This window comes from Rhizobium ecuadorense, assembly GCF_001187535.1.
In the GTDB taxonomy this organism is placed as follows: domain Bacteria; phylum Pseudomonadota; class Alphaproteobacteria; order Rhizobiales; family Rhizobiaceae; genus Rhizobium; species Rhizobium ecuadorense.
Genome location: NZ_LFIO01001291.1, coordinates 1 through 244 on the forward strand (window position 1 = coordinate 1; position 244 = coordinate 244).

Consider the following 244-nt stretch of genomic DNA (forward strand, 5'->3'; position numbering starts at 1 on the left):
TTGTTCTTCTGCTCGCGCTCTCCTGGCAGCTTGCGCTGCCAGTCATCGTCTGGGTTGCCTTCAACGTGCTCTTTGCGATCAAGGTCGTTCCGGATTTTACGGAGCGCGCCCGCCGCTCGGCAAAGCAGAACAGCCTCATCTCCGGTGCCCTGACGGACATCTACGGCAACATCCAGATGGTCAAGCAGTTTGCGGCTGAAGCCAGCGAGGCAGGTGCGCGAAGAAAGATCATGTCCAAGGGGGT

1 protein-coding gene is annotated in these 244 nt (G+C 59.0%); it reads left to right on the forward strand.

Annotation, left to right across the window (positions count from 1 at the left end):
* Nucleotides 1-244: ABC transporter ATP-binding protein (locus AF337_RS27295; protein WP_160320365.1), on the forward strand; the 244-nt coding region annotated here is incomplete at both ends.